Raw genomic sequence first — 26,125 nt, forward strand, 5'->3', positions numbered from 1 at the left:
GGCAGGGGTGCACATTAGCAGTCCTGCCTGATAAAAAAGGAAAGGAACTCATATGAAACCATCAATTATGAACGAATCAAATGTACATGAATCAATGGATACGATTTTACAAGATGTACAGAGAACCATTTTACAAACCAACGAAATCGAACGCTTCGCTGTTTTTTCTCGTGAAAAAACCATTCGACCGCGGCCATATCACCTCTCTCATTTATTTCTCGACAATCACATGGAGCAGGAGGCCGCAGTTGAATCGATACAGACGCAAACGGCTTCCCCTGCTTCAGCGGACATGCCGCCCGCCCTTTCCTATGGAGGGGATCTAGATGTTAAGGAAGGAGCCCAAACCTTGCAGGACGCCTTAACGGAGGCGGCAAAAACGACAAATGGGCTGACTTATATCGTCAATAGTGAAAATGAACTCACACAATCCTACGCGCAGTTAAAGGAGGACGCTGAGCGGGTTTTGACAGGTTTGAGGGCGCTCGGACTTGAACCGGGTGATCCAGTGTTCTTTCAGTTTTCATCCAATCATGCGATGGTAACAGCCTTTTGGGCGTGTGTGTTAGGGGGATTTGTTCCAACATTAGTGTCCGCTGCACCGACCTATCGGGAAATGAATGCCTCCGTGAAGAAGCTTCATCATGCGTGGAAGCTGCTGGAGCATCCGCTCATTTTAACAGATGACTCGCTGATTGATGAGGTGCAAGGCTTAGCTTTATTGTGGCATACAGACAAGTTACGTGTCGCAGCCGTTGAGCCGATGCTTTCTTTAGCAAGAGATATAGAAGCTTATCCCGCGTCACCGGATGATTCAGTCTTTTTTATCTTAACGTCTGGAAGTACAGGGATGCCCAAATGCGTAGAGCATTCTCATCGAAGCGTGCTGGCGAATGTCAAAGGAACAGTGGCAGCCAATGGGTTTACACAAGAGGATGTGTCGTTAGACTGGATGCCTTTAGATCATATTGGCGGTATTGTGATGTTTCACCTTGTCAATGTGTACACGGGCTGTGAGCAGGTTCGGGCAAGAACAGATGATTTTATCGCTCAGCCGCTGCGCTGGCTTGACTGGATGGACCGCTACCGTGCAACGAAGACATGGGCGCCTAACTTCGCATTTGCGATGATCAATGATTATGAGAAAGACATCTCATCAGGATCTTGGGATCTTTCTGCTATGACCTGTATGATCAATGGGGCTGAAGCGGTCGTACCGAAGACGATTCACCGATTTTTACACTTGCTTGCTCCGCACGGCTTAAAGGGAGACGCCATGAGACCGGCATTTGGCATGTCTGAAATCTCTTCAGCCGTTGTCTTCTCTTTTGCGATAGAACGGGGAGATGAAAGCAGCGGGATTCTAACCTTTGAGGAAACATCACTCACAGAGCAGCTAAGACCAGCGGAGGCACGTGAGACAGGGACTGTCAGCTTTACAGAGCTGGGAAGACCAATTCCTGGTATCACGATTCGTATCGTTAATCATCAGCATGAGCTTCTTCCCGAAGATCATATTGGCAGTGTGCAAATTAAAGGGCCGACGACAATGAAGGGCTATTACAAGAATGACGAAGCGAATCAAGAAGTCTTTCAAACAGACGGCTGGTTTCACACGGGGGATTTAGGTTTTCTGCACGATGGAAGGCTGACATTAACCGGAAGAGAAAAAGACATGATCATCATCAACGGGAAAAATTATCACAACTATGAAATAGAAGTCGTTGCAGAGGAAGTACCTGGCGTCGAAACGAGCTTTGTAGCCGCTTGTTCCGCCCGGATGGAAGCATCTGCATCCGACGAGCTGATTCTCTTTTTTACACCGAAGCTGTATGAACCTTCTTATATCATGAGGGCAAGTCAGAATATCAAATCCCATATTGCATCAAAAATGGGGTTGACTGCATCGCGTGTGATCCCTGTCCAGAAGCACGCCTTTCCGAAAACAAGCTCTGGAAAAATAGAAAGGGCACAGCTCAAGAAGCGATGGCAGGAAGGCGAATTCGATGAAATCATCAAGGAGCTGGACATCAGACTTGAAAATGAGCACACCTTGCCTGATTGGAGTTTACAAAAAAAGTGGACACCTGCTCCGCTTCATGAAGCGGAAAAACAAACAGAAGGGGACACGGTGATCTTTGCAGACACATTAGGGCTGGCAGATCAATTGAGATCCCTTTCAAGCAATGAACAAACTTATATTACGGTTGAACCGGGGCAAGCATTCACACAACTCACACAAACACACTTCATCATCCACCCGAATCGGCCGTCTGACTACGAACAACTCTTTGAGACGCTCCGTTCGTATGGCGTTTCGGTGAAACAAATCATTCACCTTTGGAACTACACAACTCAAGAAGACACACTTCATGCAGCGTTGGCGAAAGAAGCACAGAAAACAGGCAGTATGAGTGCACTATATGTAACTAAAGCGGTCGCTGCCTATGATGAGCCGGTAGAGATCACCTTTGTCTCTGCCCATGCGATGAATTTGCCGGAAGATCAAACACATGATGTGGAGAAAGCAACGACAGCAGGACTGATGACAGCTGTTCAGCATGAATGGCCGTTTATCAAGGTGCGGTGTCTTGATTTTTCTCTGACAGAACCGGATGCTGGCCGTTCTCATGCATCATCGATCGTGACAGAGCTCACACATGACACAAGCCATCATATCGCCGCTTATCGTGAAGGTGTTCGTTATACTCCTCTTTTAATACCGCTTCATCTGGAAAAAGAACAAAGGATGAAGAAACCGCCATTTGAATCATCCGGGCTTTACGTGATGACAGGCGGGCTTGGCGGCATTGGGAGGATGCTTAGTGAGTACCTGCTGACATCCTATCAAGCGCATCTAGTACTGGTTGGAAGAAAAGCGCGAGAGGCTTTATCTGCGGAGCAGCAAGACGTATTGATTTCACTTGAGAAACTAGTGGAAAAGCACGGCGGTACAGTTCTTTATGAAAAAGTAGACATTACTGACGCAAAAGCCATTGAAGACCTGATCTCAAGAGAGGAGACGGCATTAGGTAAAAGGCTGCATGGCGTTATTCATTTCGCTGGCATCATTCAAGAAGAGCTGCTTCGTGATATGACGTCTGTGTCATTACATGCGATGTACGAAGCGAAGGTATATGGCACGATTGCGCTTCATGAAGCAGCCTCTAAACGGGAGAATGTCTTATTCCTTTCTAGCTCGTCAGCTCGAACGTTAAAGGGCGGGATGACCGTTGGCGCTTATTGTGCGGCCAATGAGTTCGTTGAACAATTTGCTCATTATCAGAGGCTGACATCTACAGTAAAACCATATTGCTTTAGCTTTAGCATGTGGGATAAGACCGGAATGAGTGAAGGTTCGATGATCAAAGGCATGCTAAAAGAAAGGGGCTATCTCCCGATTCAAAAGCGGGCGGGCATTCAAACTATGCTGGCATGCTTGATGACAGATGCTCCCCTCATTTATATCGGGCTGGATCGGTCGAAGCAGGAAATTCAAGAGATGATACAGGGGGAGACTCAAACAGAGCAGGTCATATATGTCTTTTTCAAAACCGATCAAACAAAGGCTGTTGAAGAAAGGCTGTATCAGTCCATTTATACGTGTATACAGTCTCGTCTCTCTGGTGAATATTCCGTCCATCTATATCCTGAAGAATACTGGAAAGAAACAGAGGATGGGATGCCGGACGAAGTGCATTTCAATGAATTAATAGAGGAAAGTGGACATGCTTCAGAGGACAAAGCACCTCAAACTGAGACGGAGAAACTCTTGGCACACATTTGGTCCGAGCTGCTTGATGTCTCAAACATCAGCTGTGGTGATCATTTCTTTCTACTCGGAGGTCATTCGCTCAAGGCAACGCAAATGCTGTCTGCTGTTAGACAGAAAACGGGATTTGACGTGCCGCTCGCTGTTCTTTTTGAGCATACGAGACTTGGAGAGTTAGCGGAGTGGATTGATTCACATGCCAAAGCCGATGAAGCGATTCTGATACGGAAAATAGAAAAGGGTCAGGAGCTTCCGATGTCCTATGCCCAGCAAAGACAGTGGTTCCTCTATCAATTACAGCCTGATCTGCCATTATACAATAATACGATTTCCTTTCGGATGAATGGACCTTTAGATGTAAAGGTGCTTCAGCGCAGCCTGCAGCAAATGGTGCAAAGGCATGAATCACTCAGAACATCCTTTGCGATGAACGGCGATGAACCGGTACAGATCATACATGAGCATATGACTCTTCCAGCGCTTGAGGTGGTCGATGTATCGGATTTGGCATCACAGAAAGAAAAAGAACAAAAAGCGGCTGAGTGGGCGAAAAAAGAAGCGGGCACGCCTTTCCGCTTAGAGCATGATGCACTCTTTCGCACGAAGCTGATTCGGCTGTCAGAAACAGATCATTTGCTGCTGATGTCCATTCACCACATCGTGTCAGATGGCTGGTCGATTGGCATTGCCGCAAAGGAGCTGTCCGAATGGTATACAGCGATCATCGAAGGGAGAGAGCCTGTTCTCTCACCGCTGCCGATTCAATATGCAGATTACGCACTATGGCAGAAGGAGTATTTGACGGGAGAAACGCTTCAGAAGCAGCTTTCCTATTGGAAGGAGCAATTTGCGGTACCTGTGGAAGAGTTGATGCTGCCGTATGACTACACGCGTCCGGCCGTTCAATCTTATAGGGGAAAAACGAAAAAATACCGCTTATCGAAGCCGCTGTCTGACCAGCTGTCTGCTATTTCTCAGAAAACAGACAGCACCCTTTATATGACATTACTTTCGGCTTTCTCTACCTTGCTGCATCGATTGTCTTCACAGGATGAGTTTGTCATTGGATCCGTCATTGCCGGGAGAAATCGGACGGAGATGGAGCAGCTCATCGGATTTTTCGTGAATACGCTGGCACTTCGGATCGATCATAGCGGGAATCCGGCTTTCACAGAGCTATTAGAGCGAGTGAAGGAAACAACAATGGGTGCCTATGCGCATCAGGATGTGCCGTTTGAGATGGTCGTAGATGAGCTGAATATTGTACGTGAGGCTGGGAAGCAGCCGCTGTTTCAGGTCATGTTCGTTCTGCAAAACCTGCCCCTTGAAGCTTCTCCGATGGGTGAGGTGACATCTGTTTTAGCTATTGAAGATAATGATACAGCCAAATTCGATCTCTCTCTGTTTGTTTTTGAAGGGGCGGAGGGTCTTCAATTAAAACTAGAGTATGATGCAGACTTATTTTCTGACGACACGATGGAACGGTTCCTTCGTTACTACGAGCAGCTGCTTGCATGTATTTGTGAAAATCCAGCACAGCCGATCAAACAAATGAATTACCTGCCAGAGAAAGAGAGGAATCAGCTGCTCTATGAATGGAGCGGCACAACAGATCAACCAGCGGGCCCGCTTCTCATCACAGAACGGTTTGAAGCGCAGGTGAAAAAGACGCCTCATGCGATCGCCCTCGAATCTGGGGGAAAACAGTGGACGTATCAGGAGTTACAAGAGAAAGCCGACCGGCTTGCCGCTTATCTGCAGCAGCGAGGAGTGAAGCCGCATGAACCAGTAGGGCTTCTGATCGACAGGTCGCCTGAAATGATTTTTGGGGTGCTGGCGATTGTGAAAGCAGGCGGGGCCTACGTCCCAATTGATCCTGAATATCCAGATGCACGCATTGATTATATGCTGAGGGATACAGGTATTCAGCTGTTACTGACAAAAAATGAATGGCTGAAACAAGTCTCGATCAGTCAAACCGAGCTCATTTGTCTTGATCAGGGGTATGAAGAGTTTTTATCAGAGGCAGAACTCAAGTCTGCTGCTTTAAAACCTGATGGACTCGCTTATATCAATTACACATCAGGATCAACCGGTCAGCCAAAAGGGGTTTTAATTCCGCATCAAGCGGTCATCCGGCTTGTATGCGAAACAGATTATGTCACCCTTAATGAACAAACGCGTATTTTACAAATCGCGAGCTTTTCCTTTGATGCCTTTACGTATGAAATATGGGGAGCCCTGCTCAACGGGGGAAGGCTGATACTGACCGATCGAAATACGATCTTATCAATGGATACACTGGCTGACACGCTGACATCTTACAAGATCACAACAGGATTTCTGACAGTGCCGCTGTTTAACCGATTAACAGAGGAACATCCAGAAGCTTTATGTGGATTCGATGCCTTATTGGTCGGCGGTGATGCTTTGTCAGCTGCTCATATCCGTAAAGCGCTGCTGTATTTACCTGAAGGTCTTTTAAACGGCTATGGACCAACTGAGAATACGACGTTCTCCTGTGTGCATCACATTCGGGCAGTGGATGAGGGGCAGGCAACAATTCCTATCGGTCAGCCAATTGCGTATTCTCAGACCTATGTACTAGACGACCAGCTGCAGCCGGTTCCGCAAGGTGTTATTGGAGAGATTTACGTAGGCGGTACAGGGCTTGCACTCGGATACCTTGGAGATGAAGAAAAAACATCGCAATCATTTATCCCGCATCCTTTCCAAGAAGGAGCGCGTTTATATAAAACAGGCGATATGGGCCGCTGGCTGCCAAACGGCATCATCGACTGCCTTGGAAGAATCGATCATCAAGTGAAAATTCGCGGACACCGCGTCGAATGCGGAGAAATTGAAGCTGCTATGCTGCGCTTTGAAGACATCATAGAATGTGCGGTCATTCCGCATCAGCATGATAGTGGTCATAAGCGATTGATCGGTTATTTTGTCCAAAAGGGCAGCATGACCACGCAAGACATTCGCCATCAATTAAAAGAAATACTGCCAGATTATATGGTGCCAAGCCTATTAATAGAGCTGGAGGAACTCCCGCTCACGGCAAATGGCAAGGTAGACCAAAAACGTCTTCCGCCGCCAGAGTGGAGACAGGAAGAAGTGGACAAACCGGCTGACAGGGCACTCAGTGAGGAAGAGCGTGTACTGGAAAAAGTATGGACTCAGCTGCTCGGTACGCCTTCGATTGGCGTACATGATAACTACTTTGAGCTTGGCGGAGATTCGATTATTGTCATACAAATGGTGGCGCGCTTAGCACAGGAAGGCTATGTCATTCAGCCGAGAGATGTATTTGAAAAACAGACGATTTCACAGCTGGCACTTGCTATGAAAAGGTCAGATGCTGCTGCGTTCTATGACCAGTCACCTGTCACAGGAGCTGTTCGTCTGCTTCCAATCCAATCATGGTTCTTTGAGCAATCAATGACAAACCAAGATTATTGGAATTTATCAGCGCATATGGAATTCAAGCAATCCATACAGCTAAAGCAGCTGACACAGGTTCTCTCAAAAATTGTCGATCATCACGATATGCTGAGAGCGATGTATACAAAAACAGCAGATGGATCATGGATTCAAACCATTCGTGCGCCTGGCATCCCCCCTTGTGTCTCCTTCTTTGATTTGACGGGTGTTTCTCAGGAGGAAGCGCTGGAACAAATCCGCATGGAGACCGCCGCTTGTCAAGGAACGTTGTCATTAGGGCGGGGAGAAGTCATCAAAGCCATTCTTTTTCACACAAGTGATGGCACGTCTGAACTCTTTATCGCTGCCCACCATCTTGTAATGGATGGAATCTCATGGCGCATCATACAGGAAGACATATTAAATGGACTGAAGCAGCTTGCGGCAGGGCAGGAAATCGAGCTTGCAAAGAAAACTGCGTCCTATCAGCAGTGGGCAGATGCTCTTTATGAATATGCACAAACCGATCAATTACAAGAGCAGGTTCCTTTTTGGCAAAATATCATCAGACAAGAGGAAGAGGGTTCTCCTTTTCAAACACCTGCGCTTTTCAATATAGAAGAACATGCAGAGATCCTGTCTATTCAATTGACGAAGGATCAAACAGATATTTTATTAAAACAGGCATCACAAGCGTACCGAACAGAGGTAAACGATTTACTCTTATCAGGACTCACACAAGCCGTTGGAAAGCCGCTGCTCATCACGTTAGAAGGGCACGGACGCGAGGATTTATTTGAACAGATGGATTTGTCACGAACAGTCGGATGGTTTACAAGCTCTTATCCTATTTTTATTCCTTTTATTCAAACCGATATTGAGAGACAAATCAAAGATGTCAAAGAAACCTTAAGAGCTGTGCCGCAAAAGGGAATCGGCTATGGCTTGCTTCAATATATGACAGCATCTCGTTTCCTTAAAAAGGCCGCGCCGCAGATGAGCTTTAATTATCTTGGACAGTTAGATCAAATAGACGGTGAAGCACATCTTTATTTAGCAGATGAACGAAATGGACTTGTACATGATCCAAAAGCAGAAAGACAGCATTTGATCGATGTGTACGGATATGTTGTGAACGGTCAGCTTCAGATGAATTTTATGATAAACCGTGAACTGCTTCAGTATGAAGAGGTGCGCCTGTTACCTGAACGGTTCAAAGAAAAAATGGAGGATATTCTGACGCATTGTGTAGAGACAAAAGGCGGCTTTACTCCATCTGATTTTCCAATGGTTCAGCTGACGCAAGAGCAAATCGATGAGCTTCCAGAGAATGTAGTGGATGTGTATCCACTATCTCCAATGCAGCAAGGGATGCTGTTTCATGCTCTATTAGATCAAGCGTCACAGGCGTATTTTGGTCAAGTGCATATGACACTCGTAGGCTTAACGGACGGCGCAGCCTATGAAAAGGCCTGGAATCTGCTTGTGGAGCGTCATTCGATTTTGCGGACAACATTTGCTTGGGAAGGGCTAAAGGAGCCTGTTCAGTTGATTCAATTAGAAGGAAGCATTCATCTCACTCAGCACGATGTGCGCCACCTGAGCGAAACGGATCAGAAGGAAGCCATCCAGCAATATTTGCAAACAGATCGTTTAAAGGATTTCAAACTAGAAGATACGGATGAACCACTGATTCGTATTGCTTTATTCCATCGTGATGAAAACACATGCACGTTTATTTTTAGCTTTCATCATATTTTAATTGATGGCTGGAGTTTGTTCAGTTTTATTGAAGAATCCTTTTCTTTATACCGCTCTCTTGTGGATGAACGGGAGGTGGATCTTCCTGCTGTCCGTCCATATAAAGATTTTATCGAGTGGCTGCAAAAGCAGGATCAAGAGAAGGCGCTAGAGTTCTGGAAAGGTTATATGTCAGGAGTAGAGGAGGCTACACCGCTACCAGGAGACGGCGGGCAGGCTTCGGATGAAGATGCAGGTGTTGATCAGCTAAGTATCAAACTAACGCCCGAGATGCAGCAGAAACTCGAAAAGATGACAGGCGCGCAGAAGGTGACAATGAGCACATTGATTCAAACAGCATGGGGGCTGCTTTTGCATCTTCATTCAGGATCAGAGGATGTTGTGTTCGGAGTGACAGTATCAGGACGGCCGGCGGATTTACCACAGGTTGAAAGCATGACAGGGCTCTTTATAAACACATTGCCGCTCCGTTTGCCGATTACGCCAGAGTGGACCATTTCCAAGCTGCTGGCACATACGCAGGACACAGTTTTTCAGATGCGGGAATTCGAATATACCGTACTGCCAGATATTCAGCAGCTGACCCACATCCCGAATGGAGATTCATTGTTTAACAGCATTGTCGTGTTTGAAAACTATCCGATTGAATCTATCGAGCCATACGGAGTGCGCATTTTAGACATTGCGAGTCATGAAGAAACGAACTATGACCTGACCCTTGTGGCAGTTCCGGGAAATACGCTGGAGCTTCGGGTCACCTATCGTTTCAATCAATATACAGAAAAGCAAATACAAGCGCTGATGCAGCAGCTGATCCACACACTTGAAGCGATGACAGAACAAATGGAGACACCCCTCTCTTCCTTCACGATCGTGACGAATGAAGAAAAAGAGCGGATGATCACCGATTGGGCGAAAAATGCACAAGTCAGCGTGCTGTACCCAGATCAAGAAGAGGTCTATTCAGGTGTGCATGATCCTTCCTGTGAGACGGAAATATATGTCCTGAGCGAAGAGCATCAGCTCATGCCGGTAGGATTTTCTGGAGATATTTTTATCGGTGTAAAGGATATCAAAGCAATTTGCGGGGAGCTTGCCGATTGGATGGAGACGCATAAAATTCCGCATCCATTCAAACATCAAACTGGCGAATACCTCTATCCGACAGGGGATGTCGGCGTTTGGACTGAAAAAAACAAGATTCAGATTTTGGATTGGATGTAGGAGGAGAAGAACGATGCTAGTGAGTAGACGAAAAGGACATGCAGCAAATCATATCGTCAGAATCAACGGAAAACGGATAGATCTCAAAGCATTAGAGCAAGTCATGATGCTTCATTTTCCGCTTAAGGAATGTGCAATCATTCCGAAGAAAAATCAAGAAGGCAGTTTATCGCTTGTGCTATTTGCACAGGCGAAGGACGCTTCGCTGACAAGAGAGGATCTGAAGAAAGGTCCGCTTCATCCTCATGAAGTGCCGGCCGCTCTCGTCTTATTACCTTCTTTGCCAAAGACAGAAAGTGGAGCAGTCGACAAAGAGGCACTGCTTTCAATTGAAATCATAGATCAAGAGGAATTAAGAAAGATAGAAGAGCGCACCAAAGCTATAGATGGAGTAGAGGAAGCGGCCGCTTTCATTGAAAGTCAGTCAGAAAAACGCATGCCCTATCATCTAGATGACCTGTTTCCTGACCGACAGCGTACTCAAGGGAACGAAACGCTTTCGAAAAGTGAAGCGGGCGAAGCAAAACCATCATCTCTACATGAGAAGCCGCCTGCACTTGTGTATGGCGGAGATGTGATCAAAAAACCAGGCACACCTGTCACACTGACAGAGGTGCTGATTCGATCAGCCTTTATGTCACCAGACCGCGGGGTGACTTATTTGAAAGAAGGCGGGCGTACGTTGACCCAAACCTATCCTGAATTACTAACTAGCGCTGAACGGGTTCTGTCAGGTTTAAGGGCAGCAGGACTGTCAAACGGCGATCAAGTATTACTTCAATTGAAAGACCATCAAGATTTTATCACGGTGTTCTGGGGCTGTATTCTCGGAGGAATCATTCCGACCCCAGTCTCTGTGCCGCCTGTTTATGATGAAGTGAATCAAGGTGTGAATAAGCTGAAGGGCGTGTTTCAGCTGCAAAATGAACCTTTCATTATTACGAATGAAGCAAGTGCTGAGGACATTGCTGGCCTGCGTGAGACATTTGAAGCAAAGGTCGTGCCTATCTTAACAATTGAAACATTGCTGGCGTATGAACCAGATGAACAGCATTATGAGCCAGAGCCGGATGAGCCTGTGCTGCAGCTGCTGTCTTCAGGAAGTACGGGTGTACCAAAGTGTATCCGTCATCATCATCAAAGCATTTTATCTAGAATTATGGCCTTTGAGCAGGTAAACGGCTTTACACATGAGGATGTGTCGCTTAACTGGATGCCGCTTGATCATGTTGGTGGAATTGTCATGTTTCATGTACATGACGTCTACCTTGGCTGCCAGCAGATAAGTCCATCCATCGATCAATTTATCGAGCAGCCGATGGTGTGGCTGGATTGGGTAGAAACATACGGGGTCACAAGGACATGGGCACCAAACTTTGCCTTTGCCATGATGAATGAATATGAAGACGACATTCGTAAGGGAAACTGGGACCTGTCTACTCTGACTTATATCATGAATGCAGCCGAAGCGGTTGTTCCGAAAGTCACGCAGCGCTTCATGCACATGATGGGCCAGCACGGATTAAACCGTCATGCAATGGTACCTGCTTACGGTATGTCAGAAACATCCTCAGCCATTGTTCAGTCAAAGAAATTTATGCGGAACAGTGAACAGGATGGACAGCTGACGATTGATCAAACCTCGTTAACAAGTGAGATTGAATATGTGACGCACGATCATCCGAACAAGATGACGTTTACAGAAGTCGGCACGCCGATTCCGTCTGTATGGATTCGAATTGTAGATGAGCATCACGAGGTGCTGCCAGAAGATCAGGTTGGGCGCTTGCAGGTGAAGGGTCCAACAATTATGATGGGCTACTATCAAAATGAAGAAGCCAATCAAGAAGTTTTTGCGGAAAACGGCTGGTTTCACACAGGGGATTTAGGGTTTATTCATGAAGGGCGTCTCGTTCTGACAGGTCGAGAAAAAGACATCATTGTCATCAACGGCGCTAACTATTTGAATTATGAAATTGAAGCGGTTGTAGAAGAGGTGGACGGGGTCGAAGTCACTTTTGCCGCTGCGTACGGCATTTATAATCCCGAATCAAGCAATGACACGCTTGCCGTCTTTTTTGTCTCACAAAGGGATTCAATAGAGGAACAAATCGCGATGATTCAACAGATTAGAGAGGCCATCATTCGAAAAATCGGCATAGAGCCTGATCACATCATTCCGGTGAAAAAAGACCAATTTCCAAAAACGGAGAGTGGGAAAATCCAGCGTGCCCAGTTAGGCGCAGCACTAAAAGATGGAGCCTTCCGTGACATTGAACAAGCACTGGATCTTGCTTCTGAAAATGAACAAACACTCCCAGACTGGTTTTTCAAACGCATTTGGGCTAAGGAGCATATCGGTCCAACTCAGCCTTTTACTGATCATGTACTCGTTTTCGAGGATGAAAAAGGGCTGTATCAATCGCTTTACACACAATTTGAGCAAAAGAAACAGCCATATATTTCTGTGAGAAAAGGGCATGAATTTTTGCGTCTGTCCAAAGGGATGTACCAGATAAATCCGAGAATCAAGGGGGATTACGTCAGGCTCATTGCCGCACTTGAAGCAGATGAACTAAAGATCGGACGTATGCTCCATCTGTGGAATGTGTCAGACAAAGAAGACATCGTTGATCCTGCGCAGTTCAAAGAGCTGCATGCCAGCACCAATCAATCCATTTTGTACTTGTATCAAGCATTGAGACAAGCAAATAAAGAGCCCATCCGTCTTGTCGTTGTGACAAAAGGTGGTCAATTTGTGAAGCCTGAAGACGATCTTCATGTGGAGAAAACGCCGCTTGTAGGTCTGCTAAAAACCATTCCGCAAGAATGGGAAGGAGCAGAGGTGTCTCATCTTGATATTGAAGCGGAGAATGCAGAACAGGATGCCAAGCATATTGCGGAAGAATTGTCTGCGATTCATATAAAAGCAGAGGTTTCTTACCGAAATGGGGACAGATTCGTACCAAAGCTGGAAAAAGTCAATATGATCGAAGCGCCTCAAACAGAAGGTTTTTTAGAATATGAAGGTCTTTATTTATTAACTGGAGGACTTGGCGGGATTGGGTTTGAGCTGTCTAAGCAAATGCTCCAATTTGGCTTAAAGCTCATATTGATTGGACGGACATCTCTGGAAGACAGCTTGGAAAAGAAAGAAGCCTTCTCACAGCTTAAAGATGTTGGTGACGTCATTTATATCCAAGCAGATGTGACCAACTTACGTGACGTTGAACAGGCGATTTATGAAGCAGAAAAGCATTTTGGACAATCAATCCGGGGTGTGCTGCATTTGGCCGGTGCTGGTAATGTGTCTGAGCATTTTCAGCAGGCGGACAAGTATACACTGGCTCATACGTCAGAAGAGGATTTCACAAAAGAAATGTCAGGGAAAGCAGACGGAGCATGGGTCCTGCAGGAAGCCTTTAAGTATGATCCGACAGTACCGCTTGTCTTTTTTGGATCGGTCAATGGCTTTTTTGGCGGCACAACATTTGGGGCATACTCTGCGGCCAACAGCTTTTTAGATGGACTCGCGCATGCTCTCACCTTTCAAGAAGGAAGACGAGCGATCTCTTTGAACTTCAGTATGTGGGATAATCTCGGTTTGTCTAAGGGGCATACCGGAGCAGCTCTCACCGTTCGCAAAGGATTTCAATTGATTGGAAAGAAGCAAGGTCTCCATTCATTATGTTTAGGTGTCCGGCTCAATGAAGCGCATCTATTTATCGGTCTGGACGAAGCAAATCCAGACATCGCCGGGTATCTTCAGCCAGCTCCAATACCGGTCTTTGAGAAAAAGCTTTTTTACACCGTTCAGCCTGGCAAAGAAGTGCATGTTGAAGAGATCACGAGCGTCTCAAAAGGCAAATGGGACATTCAGCAAGTAAAGGAAATACCGAAAAAGCAAGATGGCTCTATTGATTATGAAGCACTCAAATTGAATCATGACAAAAACGGACAAAGCCTTGAAAAGCTATTGCCAGAAACGAAGACAGAGCAGCTTCTTGCCGCCATCTGGGAGGATATTTTAGATGTAGATCGTGTGTATAAAGAGGATCAATTCTTCGACCTTGGCGGGCATTCACTAAAGGCGACTCAAACCATTTCTCGGATCAATCATGAATTTTCAATGAAGGCGCCTTTAAAAATATTATTTGAAAGCAAACATCTGGCACATCTGGCGCAAATGGTTGATGACATCAAAGGAACGCCAGCCGTTCAGGAAGCGGAAATTCCAAAGCTTGAAAAGCAAACAAGCTATGAGCTGTCACATGCCCAGAAGCGTATTTGGTTCTTATCGACATTAGAAAAGAACCATCATTACAATATATTAGGTGCTTGGAAGCTGACAGGACCATTACACGTTCAAGCATTAACAAAAGCGATTGGCCTTTTAACAAAGCGGCATGAAGCACTTCGGGCAGTATTTAAATCACTTGGCGGCAAGCCGGTTCAACTCATTCGTGAAGACCTTCCGCCATCTGTGACAGTGGCAAATTTCTCGTTATTTAATGAAAAAACAAGAGCGAGAAGACTCAAGCAGCTCATTCAGCAAGAGGCAGACCGCGTTTATGATTTAGAAAGAGGGCCACTTGCGCAGTGGACGATAGTAGATATGGGCAAGGAGGAGTATTATCTCCTTTGCGCGCAGCACCACATCATTTCAGATGCATGGTCACTCAGCCTGCTCATTCAGGAATTAGAAGTGGCGTATGAAGCGCTGCTTGCAGATGAAACGCCGCAGCTCCCAGCCTTAGAAATCGAATGGACAGACTATGTACATTGGGAAAATGAACAATTAAAGCATCATCAAGAAGACCAAGCCTATTGGCTCAATACGTTACAAGGTGAACTTCCAGTGCTGGAGCTGCCGTTTGACCGTCCTCGTCCGCCGGTTCAAACATTTAACGGTGCTACAGAGCAAATCGTACTGGATGAACCGCTTATCCGCCGCTTGCAGGCTTTGTCCAAGCAGCAGGGCACGACATTGTTCATGACGATGCTGTCCGCGTACTACGTCCTGCTTCACAAGCTGTCAGGACAGACAGATATCATCATTGGATCGCCTATCGCGGGCCGGGATGCCAAGCAATCAGAGCAGCTCGTTGGGATGTTTGTGAATACACTTGCGCTGAGACAGGACGTCTCAACAGCAGAGACGTTCGCCGATCTTTTGGAAAACGTGAAAGAGATGACGTTAAAAGCGTTTGAGCATCAGCATTATCCATTTGACAAGCTTGTCGATGACCTTTCGTTAGATAGAGATTTAAGCCGGTCCCCTATTTTTCAGGCGGCCATGGGGTATGTCACCGATTCGCTCGATGTAAACCTTAAAGGGCTGACAAGTGAACATGTGATGCTCCATCATACAGTATCTAAATTTGATCTCACCCTGCATGTATTTGAACAGGAAGAGCAGCTGTCGATTCAGGTGGAATACAATACGGACTTATTTGATCAAGAGACCATTCATCGTTATATGAACTATTATCTCCATGTGCTAGATGGCATGACGGCACAGCCTGAGCGTATATTTGCTGATTATTGCTTAATGAACAAAGCGGAACAGGCGGCGATGATTCTAGGGAAAAATCAAACGGAAACGCCTTATCCAAAGCGTACGCTTCAAGAATTGTTTGAAGAGCAGGTGCAGCGTGATCCGCATCGTATTGCCTTGTCCTATATGGATGAGCATATGACGTATGAAGCTTTGGATAAGAAGGCGACAAAGCTTGCTGCTTACTTGCAGTCAAAAGGAATTGGACCAGGCTCCCTTGTCCCGATGCTATTTGATCGCTCCTTTGACATGATTGTGTCGGTCCTAGGAATCATCAAATCTGGTGCTGCATATGTTCCGATGTCACCTGAATATCCTGACGCACGCATCCGTCTCATCGTTCGTGATACGCAAAGCGATGTGATCATCACCCAGTCTCATCTTGCAGATCGTCTAGTAGGCTTTACAGGTACAAGGATTATTATGGACAAGCCAATACCAGAAACAAATGCAGTGTATCAAAGAGAATCATCGATTATAGATGAAGACCAGATCGCCTATGTCAATTACACATCAGGCTCAACAGGTACACCAAAAGGCGTGATGCTTCCTCATGCAGGAGTTGTCCGCTTAGTTAGAGAAACAAACTATATCAAGCTCGGTCCAGATGACAAAATGCTTCAGCTCTCAAACTATGCTTTTGATGCTTTTACATTTGAATTATGGGGGATGCTGCTGAATGGCGGTCAGCTGATTCTGCTCCCAAAATATGCAGCACTGAATATGGAAGAATTAACGCAATTCATCAAAACGTATCAAGTGACTGCCAACTGTCTGCCAACCGCTTTATTTAATCGACTGGTGGAGCACGATCCGAAAAGTGTGGCAGGCTACCGCACATTACTCGTTGGCGGGGAAGCCATGTCTAGTGAGCATGCACGAAAGGCACTGCCGCATATGGAAGGTGCGCTCGTCAATGCTTACGGTCCAACAGAAAATACGACATTAGCCACAACACATCAAGTCACACACGTGCCAGTAGGCGCAAAATCAGTTCCAATTGGTGTGCCGGTGTCGAACTCAACTGTCGTCATACTGGACGATGCGCTCAACCCAGTACCAACAGGCGTCAAAGGAGAAATTTATATCGGCGGAACTGGTCTTGCGAAAGGTTACCTTCATGATCCAGAGCAGACAAAGGAGCGATTTATTGACAATCCTTTTCCTGAACTAAAGGGAGACAAGCTGTATCGTTCAGGCGACCTTGGTACATGGCGATCAGATGGCACCATTGAATATCTCGGCCGAAAAGATCATCTAGTGAAAATTAGAGGCTACCGAATTGAATGCGGAGAAATTGAGACAGCCCTGCTCAAGCATCCACAAGTCAAAGAATGTACAGTCATCGCCAAAACGTATGGCAGCTCAAAACGGCTGGCGGCCTACCTTGTAACAAACGGAGAAAACCCTGTTCCGGGCTGGAAAGCCTTTTTGCAGGAAAGCCTGCCAGGCTATATGATTCCAAGTTACTTTATCGTACTGGATGAAATGCCGGTGACAACGAACGGAAAGGTTGATCAAAAAGCATTGCCAGAGCCAACAGAAACAATTTCCCTTTCCCATGATGACGACAAACCGGTCACCGAAACGGAGGAGCGGATTGTCGCAGCTTTCAAGGAAGTGCTTGGTGTGAAGCAAGTAGGTATGCATGACTCCTTCTTTGATCTGGGCGGCGATTCCATTATGAGTATTCAGGCTGTGGCCAAATTAAAAGAAAAAGGTGTTCGTGTTGATCCAAAATGGATTTTCATGCACCCGGCGCCTGCGCAATTAGCCGCACATTTGGATGCAGTGCCAGAAGCCGCTGAGAACGTCGAAAGGTCTCCGAAGGACTACGTGATCGAGCTGAAAAAAGGCGATCCAGCCGAACCGAGAATATTCTTCGCGCCGCCTGCTGGTGGAACGGTGATGGGCTATATTGATGTTGCTAAGCTCATGACACATCAAGGTGCTGTGTATGCCTTGCAGTCTCCTGGTCTATATGAGGATGAAGAGCCGCAATTCCTCCATTACACGGAGCTTGTGACCCTTTTTATAGAAGCCATTGAAACGTTATACCGTCCGGGGATTGACTATCTCGCAGGGCATTCAATGGGCGGGCATCTTGCCTACGGAATGAATCAGCGGCTCTCTCATGCAGGAAAAGCACCGAAAGGACTCATCATTTTAGATACGGTCCCAGTGCTAAGAGATGAGGCAGATCAGGCACTTCATGCCGATATGAACGAAGAAGAAGTAAAAATGCTCGCGCTTGTCCTTGGAATGGGGAATCTTGTCGGCATTCAGCCAGAAGCTTTACAAGGATTGAGCTTCCAAGAAGTGAAGCAGAAAATACTCAAAGAGGCAGAAAAGGATGAAGTTGTTCATCAATTCATGAATGATCAATATTTAGATAAATATTTGCAAATGCAAACGCATAATACGATCATGTCACAAGCCATTGAATTAGAAAAAGAGCCATTCCCTGTACCATTTTATATTGTCCAAAGCAGTGATCACGCAAGCGATTTCCAGAAGAAGTTCGCAGATTGGGAGGCTTATACGAAAGAGTCGTGCTCGTATTACCACATCAAAGGCGATCATGTCACCATGATGAAAAGACCGCAGGCAGATGAACTGGCACGGATTCTTCAAACGATTATAAAGGGGTAAAGACGTATGAATCAGTTATTGAAAACCTTTGAAAAAAAATCAGATCTCATTCAGCTTATTTGTTTTCCTTTTGCCGGCGGATATTCCGCCTCATACCGTCCGCTCTTTGAACAGCTAAAAGACGTGGCCGAAGTCACAGCAGCAGAGCCCCCAGGGCACGGCACCAATCTCATGCCGCTTGAATCAAGCATTGAGCGGCTGGCAGAGCTGTATAAAGAAGGACTTACGGACAAATTGAACCGTCCATTTATTCTGTTTGGACATTCAATGGGAGGGCTTGTGGTATACAGACTAACCCAGCTGCTAGAAAAGGAAGGAATTTATCCTGCAGCAGTGGTGATCTCAGCCATTCAGCCTCCGCAAACAAAACGGCAGATGCTGACGCATTTATCCAATGAAGCATTTGTACAGCATATTGCCGAAATGGGCGGGATTCCAAAGGAATTACTAGAGAACAAACCAATGATGGATTACTTTACGCCGTCATTGCGTGCAGACTACAAGGCACTAGAAACCTTCCAGCACACAGATCAATCGATTATCGACACACCTGTTCATTTATTCAATGGAAAGCAAGATGAGAAATGCATGCAGGATGCAAGCGGCTGGTTAAAATGGGCAAAAACGATCGAACGCACCAATTTCGATGGAGGCCACATGTACATCAACACACACCTCGAGCCATTTGCAGAGCAGATGAGACAGGTGATTGAGCTTACAGTCAAGCAGCAATTGATCAGACATTAAAAAAGAAAGCGGCTCTCTATAAGAGGCCGCTTTTCTTATGAATGCTGTTTCTTCACCACATTCCCGCCAATCACCCCGCCAATGACCAGCACCCCTCCGAGGAGATGGTACCAATCAATCGTTTCGTGTAAAATGAGAACTCCGGCGGCGACCGTGATAAACGCGGATAAATTGTTAAAGATGCTGACCTTTGCCGCTTCTAGCTGCGAGAGTGCATAGTTTGATAAATATGCGGTAAGAAGAGATGAAAGAATACCTAAAAAGAGCATCGACCATACAAAGGATGCTTCTGTAAATGGACTGAAAAACTGAGGCAATGACCCATTGATCGAATGCCGAATAATCGCGGCGGCATTGAAAAAGACAAAGCCAAAGAAGGTCATCACAAAGGTGAGTTCGATCACATGGAATCGTTTTGTAATCACTCTGGCAAACACACTATATGCACTGGATGACAGGGCTGAAAGTAAAATCAGCACATAGCCGATGAAGTGAGAATGCTTGACATCAATTCCTTTCATGACAAAGAGAAGCATCACCCCGCACACAGAAAGGAAGGTAAACAGCACTTGTATCCATGTCGCACGTTCCTTTAAAAACCAGGCTGCCAGCAGCATCGTTAAAATGGGAATCGTCGCTTGAATGATGCCAGCCTCTGAAGAAGATGTATACATCAATCCCCACACTTGAAAAGCAAAGAACAAAACAGGGTAAAGCAAGGAAAACGGTACGATATAAATGAGATCACGCCATTGAATGGATATGCGATACTTTTTTCGTAGAAACGGATACAGCAATAGAGCGGCTGCAAAAGAAACGGTAAAGCGGTGTGCCAATAAATCGATTGGATTTGCTGATTCTAATGCGATTTTGACAAACAAAAAGGAAAAACCAATGATAGAGGCGTATGCGATCGCGGCAGCATACGCTTTTTGTTTTGACATATTCATAACGTGACTCCTTACATGAGCATGCATGCTTCAAATGAATTGACCGGTTCTGTTCTTCTATCGTAATCGGATCATCTAACGTGTACAATAAGAGAACATGATATCTGTACCGGTACAAGGAGGAAATGGCGTGAGGAAATATGATCAGCTTGTCTTGAGCTTAAAAGAAAAAATGGATTCTGGTGAGTACAGTGCTGGAATAAAAATTCCCTCCATTCGTCACTTAGCGGCTCAATATGCAGTGAGTAAAAGCACTGTCATCAAAGCGCTAGACACATTGGAGCGTGAACATCTGCTGTATTCTGTAGAAAGGAGCGGCTATTATGTCGTGAAAACGAAGCAATCAGCAGGTAAGCAGGACAGCACATGGATTGATTTTGCTTCATCTGCACCTGATCCCGTTGTGTTTCCATATGTCGATTTCCAGCACTGTATCAACCAAGCGATCGATTTGTATCAAAATGACTTATTTATTTATGGCACATCCAACGGTTTACCATCACTGCTGCCAGTCATTTCAAAGCGATTAATGGATTATCAAGTGTTTGCTCATCCAGAACAGATCGTCATGACCTCTGGTATTCAGCTCGCTTTATCCATTTTAAGCACCATCCCTTTTCCGAATGGAAAACAAACCATACTAGTCGAACAGCCGGGGTATCACTTATATCTCCAATATTTAGAGAAAAACCAATTGCCTGTGCGTGGAATTCAACGGACGGAAAAAGGGATCGATCTGATCGAATTAGAACGTATCTTTCGAGAAGAGGAGATTCGTTTTTTCTATACGATGCCAAGATTTCAAAACCCGCTTGGAACGAGTTTATCAAAGCAAGAAAAAAGAGCGATTGCAGCCCTTGCTGAGAAATATGATGTCTACATTGTTGAGGATGATTATCTAGCAGATTTAGAATTCGATACAAAAAGAGACCCGATCTATTCATACGATCAGGCAGGAAAGGTTATTTATTTGAAAAGCTTTTCTAAAATCATCTTTCCGGGGCTACGAACAGGAGCTGTCGTTTTACCTGAAGAACTGATTACACCTTTTAGCGAACACAAACGGCTGATTGATATCGACAGCTCCATGCTGTCCCAGGCAGCTTTAGAAATCTATTTAAAAAGCGGGATGTTTGAGCGGCATAGAGACAGGATGCGGGCGAGCTATCGAAACCGCTCCAAGCAGCTCGTGGCAAGTTTAAAAAATGATCAGAGCGCTTATCAGCTGGGAGAACAGGAGCCGGCTACCCATACACATGTACAAGTCGACCGGTCGATTTCCATGAACCAGCTCATTCAGAAGCTGAAAAAGGCATCTGTTTCCATTCAGCCAATTGACCGCCATTACCTGCAGTCCTATCAAAAGGACCCCATTCTTCAGCTGAACATCTGGCAGGTGAAAGAAGAGCAGATCACACGCGGAGTCGATCTATTAAAGACGGTATTTCAGCAAAGCACGCGTTATTAAAGGTGGGACAGGACATCACTGCAAGTGAGCCTCTCAACGCTTTCAGCCGCAGCAGACTTTCGTGTGCATACCGCCATTTGGTAGGCAGGGTCAAGTGAATATGTTTGAACAAAGCAAGGCGCTTCATGATCAGGTAATGTCAACGCAGCCTGTCCATCCTCTGACAGACGGGCTGTAAAGGACGAAAGCCCATAGGATAAGCCTTTTCCAGTCAGCTTGATAAAGGCCTCCTTCATTGACCAGAGATGAAAGAAATAGGCTTCCTGCCGTTCTGCCGGTTGTGAGAGTAAATCCTGATACTCATCCGCTGAAAAAAATCGTTTGGCAATCGCCAGATCAATAGGTTTGATTTCCTCAATATCAATGCCAACAGGTGCATCATCTACTGCACAAACGACCCAATCGCCAGAATGAGAAAGATTAAAATGAAAAGAAGGAAGCTGCCGGACAACTGGCTTGCCATTGCCCTCAGTTTCAAAAACGATCTGATCCATAGGCATATCGTACATATCATGGATCGTTTGACGAACCAGCACCTCACCTAACAAGGTTCTTCTTGCATCGATCAAAAAACGAAAGCGTTCAGCCGCAGCACGTTTTTCAGATGACACAAAGGTTTTCAGCCGCTCTATTTGTTGTCGTGCATTGTTTTCATCTAAGTGTTGTAATTGGATAGCAAATATCTTCATAACGAACCTCTAATTTTTTACATTGATTGTACCATTGGGGAGTGCCGCGTAAAAGGGTCCATTAACGTAAAAAGGCAGCGAGCCTCGCTGCTTTTACGTCTGATTCACGATGTGGACACCATTCGGATCAATTGTATTCATTTCATCAACATCCGTCATGTTCACGTTAAGCAAGGAAAGCTGTTCTCCTTTTTGCCAGTGAATGGGCTGATGCAAAGGTGATAGCAGCTGATCTACTTTAGGTGTCTGTGACAAATCAGCAGCAGCAATTGTCATAGCGTGCAGCGCATCGGTTCCCGTTTCAATGACATCTGTACGCCGCTGTAACTCAAGCCTTAAACGAAGAGGTGTCGAAAGAAACGTTCTTCGTTCCCCAGCTTGGATTGGCCAGTTTAGTTCTTTAGCTTGTGCAAGCAGTTGATCATATTCTTCGTCTGAGACAAGAAAGCCGATGTGATCAAACATGACTTTTTTGCTATAGCCAAAAGTGATATTGATCTGGCCTTTTCTCATTTCGATGATTCGAAAGGTCGGCTGCTCTTCTCTAAAATCTTCCCAAGTGAGCGGGGGATGAAAGGAGCCATCTTTTGTGAAACGACCTTTTACCTCAAAGCCTAGCGAACGATATGCTTGCTCTGTCTCTTCAACAAATGGTGTCCAGTAATGATAGTGGAAAAGCTGCATAGTCTCCATCTCCTGTGTGTGAATATTCTGTTTATTTATTTTAGCACAAGAAAAGCCATTCTAATTATAGAATGGCTTGTTCTCATCTAGTCAGGGTTTGAACAGGTTTCTCTGCTGTTTTTGTAATGAGCAGCTCCAGGAGCCGTGTTGATTGAGGCAAGGAGAAACGAAGGACAAGACCTGTGAAGATCGCAGTCAAAATCGTTCCAATGCCAATCGGTCCACCGAGCATCCATGCAAATAGAAGCACTGTTAACTCAATGCCATTTCGAACCCACTGTACGTTCAGTCCCGTTTTCGCTGAGATGAGCAGCATTAATGAGTCCCGTGGCCCAGCGCCAAGATTAGCTGAAACATAAATGCCAACGCCATATCCAGAAACAACAACACCTGTAATAAATACATATAAGGCCGGTAAATATCCGTGCGGCGCAGGTAATATCGCATTAAAGAAATCAATAAACACGCCAATCAGCACCATATTCAGTAAAGCGCCGATCTTTGGAAATGATTTCGTAAAAATAGAAGTCAGTGTCACAATAAGTGCACCAATAATAATGGACCATTGTCCAATTGTGAGTCCAAAATGCTGAAACAGTCCGTAGTGGAAAGCGTCCCAAGGACCAATCCCAAGGATCTTCCCTTTCACTGTCAGCGATAGTCCAAAAGCTAGTACGATCAATCCAACAAAATAAAAAAACCAACGTAAAAGATGTTCCCGCTTCAAAAGCATTCCCTTCTTTCTTAAACACTCGAGTTCCATCGTAACATACTACTGCGCCCCTTTAAATGGCTTTGTTCAATTGTAATCGCTTACTTTTAAAAAGATAAAAAAAGGCTGTCCTCACCACGTGAGAACAGCCTTTTTTCATCATACTGGATTCAAAATCCGGTTTAAGAATTGTTTTGTTCGTTCTTCCTTTGGTCGTTTGAAGATTTCTTCCGGGGGACCTTGTTCGACGATGACGCCGCCATCAATAAAAATCACTTCGTCTGCTACTTCTTGGGCAAACTTGATTTCATGTGTGACAACTGCCATGGTCCAGCCTTCCTTCGCTAGATCCTTCATGACCTTTAAGACTTCCCCGACAAGCTCAGGGTCAAGCGCAGAGGTTGGTTCATCAAAAAGCATAAGCTCTGGCTGAATGGCAAGTGCACGGGCAATCCCGACACGCTGCTTTTGACCGCCTGAGAGCTGGAATGGATACAGATCCTTTTTATCTTCCAGACCGACCTTTTGCAAGAGCTGAATGGCTTCTTTTCGAACTGTTTCCTTTGGACGGCGCTGCACCTGGACAGGACCTTCCATCACATTTTCAAGCACTGTACGGTGGGGAAACAGGTGATAATCCTGAAACACCATTCCTGATTTCCGGCGTAACTTCAGGAGATCAGCTGATTTATTTTTTTTCGAAAAATCAATCGAGAAATCATCGAAGGTAAAGGAGCCGCCATTTGGTATTTCAAGTGCATTTAAACAGCGAAGCATCGTTGTTTTTCCTGAACCAGATGGACCGAGAATGGCCACAACCTGCCCTTTGTTGATCGAAAAATCAATCGACTTTAAAATCTCATTTTCACCAAAGGATTTCTTGAGACCTTTGACTGTTAGCATGTCGTTCCCTCCTTACCTTGCGACATATCGATCAAGTCGTTTTTCAATTTGATGCTGAACGAGCGATAGAATGAAGCAGAATACCCAATAGATGAGGGCTGCTTCCATATAAATAAACAAGATTTGGTCCAAGTTCGCCGCAGCAATTTCCTGTGATTTACGGAACATCTCTGCCACGAGAATTTGGGAGGCAAGGGATGTATCCTTCACCAAACTAATAAATGAATTAGAGAGCGGTGGAATCGATACACGCACAGCCTGCGGTAAAATCACGCGGACGAGCGTTTTGCGATGTGTCATCCCAATGGAATAACCTGCTTCCCATTGTCCTTTTGGAACAGACAGGACAGATGCACGGATAATTTCAGACGCATACGCACCTACGTTTAAAGAAAAAGCAATAATGGCACTTGGATATGGATCCAGTGTGATATTAAATGTCGGAAAGAAATAGAAAATAATAAACAATTGCACAAAAAGCGGCGTTCCGCGAACGGCCGACACATAGATGGAGAAAATCCATCTGAGGGCTTTAATCTTAGACATTCTAGCAAGAGCTGTCACAAGCGCGATAAAAATACCAATAATAAAGGCAATGATGGCGAGGGGAATTGTATAATAAATCCCCTGCATCACCATTGGCCAAAAAGATTGCTGAAGAAGATCCCAAGGAATGACGACTCCTAGGATATTATTTTGTAACATCTTCACCAAACCATTTCTTAGAAATCTTAGCAAGTGTACCGTCTTTCTTCATTTCTTTTAATGCGCCATTCACTTTGTCAACGACTTCGCCGCTGCCTTTTCTGAATGCGAAATACGTTTCTTGAGGATCTCCTGTTTCAAATGCAACTTTTAGGTTTTTGTTACCGCTTGTTTTCAAGTAATTTAATACAGCTAATTTGTCATTGAACGTTAGATCAGCACGTCCTTGCTGAATCAATTGAATGGATTGTGCAAGACCTTCAACGCCTTCAATCTTAGCGCCAGCATCTGTTGCTAATTTATTGTAGTTACTTGTTAACGATTGTGCTGCTTTTTTGCCTTTGACATCAGATAGTTTCTTGATATCGTTGTTATCTGATTTTGTCACAACAATAGCTTGAGATGTCGTGTATTTATCAGAGAAATCATATTGATTTTCACGTCCAGTTTTCCCCACTTGGTTCGCTACCACGTCAAAACGTTTTGCGTTTAGTCCAGCAAACATACTGTCCCATTGTGTTTCTTTGAATTCAGGTTTTAAGTCAAGACGTTTTGCTACTTCAGTGATGACTTCTACATCGTAGCCAGTTAATTTATCTGTCTTTTTGTCATGGAAGGTGAAAGGAGCATAAGTTCCCTCTGTTCCGATGGTTAATACACCTTTATCCTGAATGGATTTCCAAAGGTCGCCTGATTCCTTAGACCCAGATTGTTTATTCGCGTTGTCGCTTGCACCAGATCCACATGCCGTGATCAATGCAACACAAACGCCTAAAATAATGGCAAAGAACATTTTTTTCATTTTATTCCCCACTTTTCTTGTTGGTATTTACAACATATGATCTTACAGAGAAGCAACCTAAAAGTAAAGC

At 45.2% G+C, this 26,125-nt stretch carries 11 protein-coding genes; 4 read left to right on the forward strand and 7 right to left on the reverse strand.

The window, feature by feature from the left end:
• Positions 1 to 52: 52 nt before the first annotated feature.
• The 3 genes from H7F25_RS00300 to H7F25_RS00310 are packed head-to-tail and all read left to right on the forward strand — an operon-like array spanning position 53 to position 19,142.
• Positions 53 to 10,186 (forward strand): non-ribosomal peptide synthetase, encoded by a 10,134-nt coding sequence (locus H7F25_RS00300; RefSeq protein WP_185854085.1) that lies wholly within the window; start codon positions 53 to 55, stop codon positions 10,184 to 10,186.
• A 13-nt stretch (positions 10,187 to 10,199) separates the two neighbouring features.
• On the forward strand, positions 10,200 to 18,395 hold the full coding sequence (locus H7F25_RS00305; protein WP_185854086.1) for a non-ribosomal peptide synthetase: 8,196 nt from the start codon (positions 10,200 to 10,202) through the stop codon (positions 18,393 to 18,395).
• Positions 18,396 to 18,401: 6 nt separating this feature from the next.
• Positions 18,402 to 19,142, forward strand: a complete 741-nt coding sequence (locus H7F25_RS00310; protein WP_185854087.1) for a thioesterase II family protein — start codon at positions 18,402 to 18,404, stop codon at positions 19,140 to 19,142.
• 35 nt (positions 19,143 to 19,177) lie between these two features.
• Here H7F25_RS00310 and H7F25_RS00315 read toward each other — a convergent pair whose 3' ends face one another.
• Complete coding sequence (locus H7F25_RS00315; RefSeq protein WP_172881380.1) at positions 19,178 to 20,092, reverse strand: DMT family transporter; 915 nt, start codon at positions 20,090 to 20,092, stop codon at positions 19,178 to 19,180.
• 130 nt (positions 20,093 to 20,222) lie between these two features.
• Between H7F25_RS00315 and H7F25_RS00320 the strand changes: the two genes are divergently transcribed.
• Positions 20,223 to 21,560 (forward strand): aminotransferase-like domain-containing protein, encoded by a 1,338-nt coding sequence (locus H7F25_RS00320; RefSeq protein ID WP_185854088.1) that lies wholly within the window; start codon positions 20,223 to 20,225, stop codon positions 21,558 to 21,560.
• On the opposite strand, the gene H7F25_RS00325 is transcribed toward H7F25_RS00320, so the two are convergent.
• From H7F25_RS00325 to tcyA, 6 genes are all read right to left on the reverse strand, one after another.
• A complete protein-coding gene (locus H7F25_RS00325; RefSeq protein ID WP_185854089.1) occupies positions 21,557 to 22,249 on the reverse strand; it encodes a 4'-phosphopantetheinyl transferase family protein in 693 nt (230 codons plus the stop codon). The two genes, H7F25_RS00320 and H7F25_RS00325, sit on opposite strands and share 4 nt — an antisense overlap.
• A gap of 93 nt (positions 22,250 to 22,342) precedes the next feature.
• Positions 22,343 to 22,933 (reverse strand): hypothetical protein, encoded by a 591-nt coding sequence (locus H7F25_RS00330; protein WP_044332655.1) that lies wholly within the window; start codon positions 22,931 to 22,933, stop codon positions 22,343 to 22,345.
• Between the two features lie 82 nt (positions 22,934 to 23,015).
• A complete protein-coding gene (locus tag H7F25_RS00335) occupies positions 23,016 to 23,660 on the reverse strand; it encodes a YczE/YyaS/YitT family protein (RefSeq protein ID WP_024427289.1) in 645 nt (214 codons plus the stop codon).
• Positions 23,661 to 23,804: 144 nt separating this feature from the next.
• Complete coding sequence (locus H7F25_RS00340; protein WP_024424287.1) at positions 23,805 to 24,548, reverse strand: amino acid ABC transporter ATP-binding protein; 744 nt, start codon at positions 24,546 to 24,548, stop codon at positions 23,805 to 23,807.
• Between the two features lie 12 nt (positions 24,549 to 24,560).
• Positions 24,561 to 25,253 (reverse strand): amino acid ABC transporter permease, encoded by a 693-nt coding sequence (locus H7F25_RS00345; RefSeq protein WP_024424286.1) that lies wholly within the window; start codon positions 25,251 to 25,253, stop codon positions 24,561 to 24,563.
• On the reverse strand, positions 25,240 to 26,055 hold the full coding sequence (gene tcyA / locus H7F25_RS00350; RefSeq protein WP_024424285.1) for a cystine ABC transporter substrate-binding lipoprotein TcyA: 816 nt from the start codon (positions 26,053 to 26,055) through the stop codon (positions 25,240 to 25,242). The genes H7F25_RS00345 and tcyA overlap by 14 nt, the downstream gene beginning before the upstream one ends.
• Positions 26,056 to 26,125 lie beyond the last annotated feature (70 nt).

Origin of the sequence: Bacillus sp. PAMC28571 (assembly GCF_014250435.1) — a bacterium.
In the GTDB taxonomy this organism is placed as follows: domain Bacteria; phylum Bacillota; class Bacilli; order Bacillales; family Bacillaceae; genus Bacillus; species Bacillus safensis.